Origin of the sequence: Streptomyces sp. NRRL WC-3618, from assembly GCF_001280005.1 — a bacterium.
GTDB lineage: Bacteria > Actinomycetota > Actinomycetes > Streptomycetales > Streptomycetaceae > Streptomyces.
In genome coordinates this window covers 1-8,495 of the sequence record NZ_LGDW01000121.1, presented here as the reverse complement: position 1 = coordinate 8,495, position 8,495 = coordinate 1, and the positions used below count along the sequence as shown (strand labels likewise).

Genomic DNA, 8,495 nt, shown 5'->3' with positions numbered 1-8,495 from the left:
TCTGGAGGGACTGGAGCAGGCGTTCCGGGGCGAGGGTCGCAAGGTGCGGTGGCTGAAGGTGTCGCACGCGTTCCACTCGCCGTTGATGGACCCGGTTCTTGACGACTTCCGCAAGGTGGCGGGGGGCCTGACGTACCAGGAACCGAAGCTGCCGGTCGTCTCGAACCTGACCGGGCAGCTTGCCACCGCCGACGAGCTGAAGGACCCCGACTACTGGGTGCGGCACGTGCGGGAGGCCGTGCGTTTCCATGACGGCCTGACCACTCTCACCGTCCAAGGTGTGTCGACGCTGCTTGAGTTGGGCCCCGACGCGGTCCTGACCGCGATGGCTCACGACACCCTCACCGACCCGGCCACGCAGGCGGGCCTGATCACGGCGCTGCGCAAGGACCGCCCCGAGGCCGACACGTTCCTGACCGCCCTCGCCCAGCTCCACGTGCGCGGCGCCGAGGTCGACTGGGCGCCGCTGTACGCCCCCGTCGAGTCCCGACGTCGCGTCGACCTTCCCACGTACGCCTTCCAGCGCGACCGCTACTGGCTGGAGTCGGCCCCGGCGGTCACCGCCCTCACCGGCGGCTTCGCCGTCGACGAGGTGGAGGCCCGCTTCTGGGAGGCCGTGGAGCGGGAGGACCTGGAGTCGCTGAGCGCCGAGTTGGGCGCCGGGGACGGTGACGGGGCGCTGGGTGAGGTGCTGCCGGTCCTTTCGACGTGGCGGCGGCAGCGGCGCGAGTCCGCCGAGCTGGACGCTCTGCGCTACCGCGTCTCGTGGAAGCCGCTCGGCCAGGCGCCGACCGCCGCTCGTCTTGACGGGACGTGGCTGCTCGTGGTGCCGGACCGGGGCGCGGACGCCGACTGGACGGACGCCGTCGAGGAGGTACTCGGCGGGCGCGGGGCCGACGTACGCACCGTCGTCGTGGATGCGGGAGAGATCGACCGTGAGGAGTTCGCCGAGCGGCTGCGCAAGGAGGCCGCGGCCGCGGGCGGTGAAACGGCCGGTGTGCTCTCGCTGTTGGCCGTCGACGAGGAACCGCACGCCGTACGAGGCGGGGTCAGCCGTGGCCTGGCCACGACGGTGACCCTGGTGCAAGCTCTGCACGCCGCCGACCTGGGTGCCCCGCTCTGGCTCGCCGGACGGTCCGCGGTGACCGTGGGCGGCGCCGACCCGGCGCCCCGCTACGTGCAGGCCGCGCTGTGGGGCCTCGGCCGAGTGGTGGCCGTGGAGTATCCGGCGCTGTGGGGCGGCCTGGTCGACCTGCCCGGGACGCCAGACGGGCGGGCCCTCGACGGGCTCGCCGGGGTGCTCGGCGGGGCGTGGGCCGAAGAGGACAAGCTGGCCGTGCGCGGGTCCGGGGTGTTCGCGCGACGCCTGGTGCGGGACACGTCCAGAGGCGCCGCCGACGGCGGGGACACGTGGACGCCGCACGGCACCGCGCTGATCACCGGTGGCACCGGAGCCGTCGGTGGCCACGTCGCACGCTGGCTCGCGGCCCACGGCGCGCGTCATCTCGTACTGACGAGCAGGCGCGGACCTGACGCGCCGGGTGCTGCCGAACTCCTCGCTGAACTACAGGAGTTGGGGGCGCAGGTGACTCTCACCTCCTGTGACGCGGCCGATCGTGACGCGCTCGCGGGAGTCCTGGACGCGATTCCCGACGACGCGCCGCTGACCGCGGTGTTCCACACGGCCGGCGTCCTGGACGACGGTGTGCTCGACGGGATGAACGCCGAGCGGCTCGCCACTGTGTTCCGTGCGAAGGTGGAGTCGGCCCGGCATCTGGACGAGCTGACCCGCGACGCGGACCTGTCGGCGTTCGTGCTCTTCTCGTCCTTCGCCGGGCTCTCCGGCGGCGCCGGGCAGGGGAGTTACGCCGCCGCCAACGCCTGCCTCGACGCGCTCGCCGAGCACCGCAGGGCCCAGGGCCTCAACGCGACGTCGGTAGCCTGGGGCGCGTGGGCCGGTGGCGGAATGGCCGCCGACGGGGTGGCCGCCGAGCGGCTGCGGGGCGGTGCGATGCCGCCCATGGAGTCCCGGGCCGCCCTCGCCGCGCTGCGCCGGGCCCTCGGTCACGAGCAGCCCACGGCGGTGATCGCCGACGTCGACTGGGAGCAGTACCTGTCGGGCGGTCCGGGGGTCGCCTCCGACCCGCTCTTCGGCGACCTGGCCGAGACCCGCGCGCTGCGGGACCGTGCGGCGCGTACGGACAACGGTGGCGAGGCCGAGGGGCCCGATCTGGCACGGCGGCTCGCGGAGCTGTCCGGGCCGGAGCGGGAGCGGTTCCTGGAGGACCTGGTCCGCACGCACGCGGCGGACGTCCTCGGCTACCGGGGGCCGGAGCAGGTCGAACCCGGCCGCGCGTTCCGGGAGTTGGGTTTCGACTCGCTCACGGCCGTCGAACTGCGCAACGCGCTGGGCGCGGCCACCGGGCTTCCCCTGCCGACCACCCTCGTCTTCGACCACCCCACGCCCGCCGCGCTCGCCGCCCACCTCAAGGCCGAACTGGCCACCGACGGGACCGAGCCCGGGGCGCTGCTGTCCCAGCTCGCCACCCTGGAGGCGGGCTTCGCCGAGAGCGCGCCCTCGGACGACGAGCTGGCCACGATCGCCGAACGGCTGCGCGTCCTGCTCGACCGCTGCACTCCGGGGCAGGACGACCGGGAGGACGCCGAGGTCGCCGGTGAGCTGGAGTCCGCCACGGACGACGAGATGTTCGACTTCATCAGTAAAGAGTTCGGAATTTCATGATGTGCCGCGTCTGGCGCCGTGGTGCGTGGGCGCCCCGCGCCCCGCACTCTTCGAACCGACTTGTCTCTAGGAGCTGGGCCAGATGGTGAACGACGACAAAATCCGCCGGCTTCTCAAGCAGGTGACGGCGGATCTGCACACGACGCGTCGGCGGGTGCGCGAACTCGAGTCCAAGGACGCGGAGCCGGTTGCGATCGTCGCGATGAGCTGCCGCTTCCCCGGCGGCGCGAGCACCCCCGAGGAACTGTGGCGGCTGGTGCGCGACGGCGTGGACACCGTGTCCGCGTTCCCGGCGAACCGCGGCTGGGACACGGCCGGGCTCTACCACCCCGACCCCGACCACCAGGGCACCACCTACGCCCGCGAGGGCGGGTTCGTGTACGCGGCAGACGAGTTCGACGCGGGCTTCTTCGGGATCTCGCCGCGCGAGGCACGCGCCATGGACCCGCAGCAGCGCCTCCTCCTGGAGACCGCGTGGGAGGCCGTCGAGCGGGCGGGCATCGACCCGCTGAGTCTGCGCGGCAGCCGCACCGGCGTGTTCACCGGCACCAACGGCCAAGATTACACGGCCGTCGTCGCCGACGCCGCCGACAGCACCGAGGGCTACTCGGGCACCGGCAACACCGCGGCCGTCGTCTCCGGGCGCCTCTCCTACAGCCTCGGTCTGGAAGGCCCGGCCGTCACCATCGACACGGCGTGCTCCTCCTCCCTGGTCGCCCTGCACCTGGCCGCGCAGGCCCTGCGGCAGGGCGAATGCGGACTCGCGCTCGCGGGCGGCGTGTCCCTGATGTCCACGCCCACCGCCTTCGTGGAGTTCAGCCGCCAGCGCGGCATGGCCGCCGACGGCCGCTGCAAGGCGTTCGCGGAAGCCGCGGACGGCACCGGCTGGGGCGAGGGCGTCGGTCTGCTCCTCCTGGAGCGGCTGTCGGACGCCCGCCGCAACGGCCACGAGGTCCTCGCGGTCGTACGCGGCTCCGCCGTCAACCAGGACGGTGCAAGCAACGGGCTCACCGCCCCCAACGGGCCCGCCCAGCAGCGTGTCATCCGCGCGGCGCTGGCGAACGCGGGGCTGGTGGCCGGTGATGTCGACGCCGTCGAGGCGCACGGTACGGGCACCACGCTCGGCGACCCGATCGAGGCCCAGGCGCTCCTCGCCACGTACGGACAAGGACGGCCGCGCACCCGGCCGCTGTGGCTGGGATCGGTGAAGTCCAACCTCGGGCACACCCAGGCCGCCGCGGGCGTCGCCGGTGTCATCAAGATGGTCATGGCGATGCGCCACGGACTGCTGCCCGCCACCCTGCACGTCGACAGGCCGACGTCCCACGTCGACTGGTCGGCCGGCGCCGTCGAGCTCCTGACCGAGCCCCGGCAGTGGCCGGAGCGCGAGGAGGGACCGCGCCGCGCGGGCATCTCCTCGTTCGGCGTCAGCGGCACCAACGCGCACGTCATCGTCGAGCAGGCACCCGCCGACGCGCCTCAGGACGCGGCCAACTCGGGGCCGGGTGCTGAAGGTTCGGCCGGGGACACCGGTGCCGAACCGGCCGTCGGTGACGCGGAGTCGGCAGCAGACGCGGGCGTGCCCGCCGTCGCCGGCCCCGCCCCCTGGCCCATATCCGGCCGCACCCCCAAGGCGCTGCGCGCCCAGGCCGCCCGACTGCGCGAGCACCTGCTCACGGCCCCCGACCTGGCCGCCGACCCCGCAGGACGCGCCGACCTCGGCTGGACCCTCGCCACCGGCCGCTCGGCCTTCGAGCACCGCGCGGTGCTCCTCGGAGAGGACCGCTATCAGGTCCTCCAAGCCCTGGAGTCCCTGGCCTCCGAAGCGCCCGCCCCGGGAACCGTGACCGGTTCGGTGACCGAGGGCCGCCTCGGTGTCCTCTTCACCGGCCAGGGCAGCCAGCGCGTCGGCATGGGACAGGAGCTGTACGAGACCTTCCCCGCCTTCGCCACGGCCCTCGACGAGGTGTGCGGCCACCTGGACCCGCTCCTCGACCGCCCCCTGAAGGACGTCATGTTCGGCACGGACGCCGAACTCCTTGAGCGGACGGGGTACGCGCAGCCCGCGCTGTTCGCCGTCGAGGTGGCCCTCTTCCGGCTCGCGCAGTCCTTCGGGATACGCCCCGAGATCCTCGGCGGACACTCGGTGGGTGAGCTGGCCGCCGCGCATGTCGCGGGCCTGTGGTCCCTTCAGGACGCGGCCCGACTGGTGGGCGCGCGCGGCCGGTTGATGCAGGCGCTGCCCCGCGGCGGCGCCATGCTCGCCGTCCAGGCGTCCGAGGCCGAGGTGACGCCGCTGGTGGAGGAGGTCGCCGAGTGGGTGGGCCTCGCCGCCGTCAACGGCCCTGCCCAGGTCGTCCTCTCCGGCGACCGCGGCGTCCTGGAGGACCTGGCGGGGCAACTGCGCGCCGAGGGCCGCAAGACCCGCTGGCTCAAGGTCAGCCACGCCTTCCACTCGCCGCTGATGGCGCCGATGCTCGACGAGTTCCGCCAGGTCGCGCAGGGCCTCACGTACCGCGACCCGGCACTGCCGCTGGTGTCGAACCTGACCGGACGCCTCGCCACCGCCGCCGAACTGAAGGACCCCGAGTACTGGGTCCGGCACGTCCGCGAAGCCGTGCGCTTCCACGACGGCCTGGTCGCCCTCGCCGACTTCGGCGTCACGACCTTCCTCGAACTCGGCCCCGACACCGTCCTCACCGCGATGGCGCACGACACCCTCACCGGCCCCGAGGCCCAGTCCGGGCTCGTCGCCGCCCTGCGCCGCGACCGGCCCGAGCCCGACACGTTCCGCACCGCCCTGGCCCGCCTTCACGTGCGCGGCGCCACCGTCGACTGGACTCCTCTGTACGCCCCCGCGGGAGCGCGCCGCCGCGTGGACCTGCCCACGTACGCCTTCCAGCACCAGCGGTACTGGCTGGACACGAACCCGCCGACCGCCCCCGGCCACACCACCACCGGCCCGGCCCCCGCCGACGGCGCCGAGGCCCGCTTCTGGGAGGCCGTCGAGCACGAGGACCTCGCGGAACTCACCGGCGCCCTGGACGTGCCCGACGACGCCCCGCTCACCTCGGTCCTTCCCGCCCTGACGGCCTGGCGGCGCAGGCAGCGCGCCACGTCCACACTGGACGGCTGGAACTACCGCGTCACCTGGAACCCGCTGCCCCTGGGCGGCGGCCCCGCTCTCACGGGCACCTGGGCTCTGCTCGTCCCCGACGAGCCCGCCGACCTCCCGTGGAGCGCCGCCGCCGAACGCGCCCTCACCACCGGCGGCGCCCACGTCACCGTCGTACGCGTCCCGGAGAGCACCGCGACCGACCGCCCGGCGCTCACCGAACTGCTGCGGCAGCACGACGCGACGGCGTGGGACGGCGCCCTGTCGCTCCTGGCGTCCGCCGGTCAGCCGGAGTCCACGGACGCCACGACCCAGCCGGACCTCGCAACACCCGCCCTGCGCACGGCAGTCCTGCTCCAAGCGCTCGGCGACGCCAACAGCACCGCCACCGCGTGGGCCGCAACCCATGGCGCGGTGACGACGACCCCCTCCGAGTCGGCCGCCGCCCCCGCGCAGGCGAGCGTCTGGGGCCTCGGCCGGGTCGCAGCCCTGGAGTACCCGCAGACCTGGGGCGGCCTCATCGACCTTCCCGACACCGCCGACACGGCAGCCGCCACGAGCCTCGCCCGGATACTCGGGAACCCCGAGAGCGAGGACCAGCTGGCGGTTCGCGCGTCGGGCGTGTTCGTACGCCGGCTGGTGCGCGCGCCCCTCGGCGGCGAGCAGGACCGCGAGTGGTCGTCGCACGGCACGGTCCTGGTCACCGGCGGCACGGGCGCCCTCGGCGCACACGTCGCGCGCTGGCTGGCGCGCGAGGGCGCCGAGCACCTCGTCCTGACGAGCCGACGCGGCCCGGACGCCCCCGGCGCCCCCGAACTCCGTACCGAATTGGAGGAGTTGGGTGTACGAGTGACGGTCGCGACCTGCGACGTGTCCGACCGGGAGGCGCTCGCCCGGATGCTCGCCGAGATCCCCGCCGACGTACCGCTGACGGGCGTGTTCCACACGGCCGGCGTCCTGGACGACGGCGTGCTCGACGGCCTCACCGGGGACCGCCTTGCCCCCGTGTTCCGCGCGAAGGTGGAGTCGGCCCGGCACCTGGACGAGCTGACCCGCGACGCGGACCTGTCGGCGTTCGTCCTCTTCTCCTCCTTCGCGGGTGTCGCGGGCGGCGCGGGCCAGGGAGGCTACGCCGCCGCCAACGCGGCCCTCGACGCCCTCGCCGAGTCCCGGCGGGCCGCCGGGCACGCGGCGATGTCCGTCGCCTGGGGCCCGTGGGACGGCACAGGCATGGCCGCCGAGGGTGCGGCGGCCGAGCGGCTGCGGCACGGCGTGATGCCGCCGATGGACCCGGACCTCGCGATCACCGCCCTGCACCGGGCCCTCGGCCACGACCAGCCGCTGCCCGTCGTCGTGGACATCGACTGGGACCAGTACGCGCCCGGCTTCACCGCCGCCCGCCCCAGCCGCCTCTTCGCGGACGTCCCGGAGGCGCACGCGGCCCTCACGGACCGCACGGACACCGCGGGCCCGACGGCAGGCGCCCCCGCGAACGCGCTCGCCGACCGCCTCGCAGCCCTGGCCCCGGCGGACCGCGAGGCCGCCCTCCTGGACCTGGTGCGCGCCCAGGCGGCCGACGTCCTCGGCTACCCGAGCCCCGACGACGTACACGTCACCCGCGCCTTCCGCGAGCTGGGCTTCGACTCGCTCACGGCGGTCGAACTGCGCAACCTCATCGGCGCGGCCACCGGCCTCAAGCTGCCCACCACCCTGGTCTTCGACCACCCCACGGCGACCACACTGGCCGCCCACCTTCACACCGAACTCTTCGGCGACGAGACCGCGGCCGCGCTGCCCACCACCACGGCAGCCCCCGCAGCCGACGACGAACCCCTCGCCATCATCGGCATGAGCTGCCGCTTCCCCGGCGGCGTACGCAGCCCCGAGGACCTGTGGCGCCTGGTGGCCGACGGTGTCGACGCGATCGCCGGCTTCCCCGACGACCGTGGTTGGGACACCGAGAGCCTCTTCCACTCCGACGCCGGACAGACCGGCACCTCCTACGTCCGCGAAGGCGGATTCCTCTACGACGCCGGGCGCTTCGACGCCAAGTTCTTCGGCATCTCCCCGCGCGAGGCGCTCGCCATGGACCCGCAGCAGCGGCTCCTCCTGGAGACCTCCTGGGAGGCGTTCGAGCGCGCCGGCATCGACCCGGCCTCGCTGGGCGGCAGCCAGATCGGCGTGTTCGCGGGCACCAACGGACAGGACTACACCGCCGGAGTCGACCACGTCCCCGACGAGGTCGAGGGCTACCTTGGCATCGGCAACGCCGCGAGCGTCGCCTCCGGCCGCATCTCCTACACGTTCGGTCTCGAAGGCCCGGCGGTGACGGTCGACACGGCGTGCTCGTCGTCCCTGGTCGCCCTGCACCTGGCGGGCCAGGCGCTGCGCAACGGCGAGTGCACGATGGCGCTCGCGGGTGGTGTATCGGTGATGTCGACCCCCGCCACGTTCGTGGAGTTCAGCCGTCAGCGCGGGCTCGCGAGGGACGGCCGGTGCAAGGCGTTCGCGGAGGCGGCGGACGGGACGGGCTGGGGTGAGGGCGTCGGCATGCTGCTGGTGGAGCGGTTGTCGGATGCTCGGCGCCTTGGCCATCGGGTGCTTGCGGTCGTACGAGGTTCCGCGGTGAACCAGGAC

The 8,495-nt window shown here is 74.1% G+C and carries 2 protein-coding genes; both read left to right on the top strand.

Annotation, left to right across the window (positions count from 1 at the left end):
• Positions 1-2,743 (top strand): SDR family NAD(P)-dependent oxidoreductase (locus ADL01_RS47250; RefSeq protein ID WP_159049526.1); only part of this gene is annotated, 2,743 nt, incomplete at its 5' end.
• Between the two features lie 85 nt (positions 2,744-2,828).
• A partial coding sequence (locus ADL01_RS15080; RefSeq protein WP_420719719.1) for a type I polyketide synthase occupies positions 2,829-8,495 on the top strand: 5,667 nt, incomplete at its 3' end.